We start from the raw sequence: 275 nt of genomic DNA, 5'->3' as shown, positions 1-275 counted from the left end.
CGTCGCGCGCCACGATATCGCCGCCTCGCCGCAGGCGGCACTCATAGCCAACACCCTTGCCAGCCCCACCGCCATCGATGCCCTCACGCCGGACCTGTATTCGGGCGTATCCGATGCCCTGCCCGTGGGCGCGGGCTGGCTGCCGCCCGAGATGTATGGCGAAGCGACCGTGCTCGATGCCGTACGCCAGGCCATGCGCATCCCCGCCAGCCGGCTGCGCGGCTATGGCCACCCGCTGGGCTTTGCCTCGCTGCGCCAGCACCTGGCAAGCAGCC

General features: G+C 71.3%; 1 protein-coding gene. It reads left to right on the top strand.

Annotation, left to right across the window (positions count from 1 at the left end):
- The coding region (locus tag ACYYG1_RS17420) for a hypothetical protein (protein ID WP_461211603.1) at positions 1 to 275 on the top strand (275 nt) is incomplete at both ends.

It is taken from the genome of Desulfocurvus sp. DL1XJH-121 (assembly GCF_054819825.1).
The sequence above is the reverse complement of the archived record's forward strand: the minus strand, read 5'-3'. Positions and strand labels throughout refer to the sequence as shown.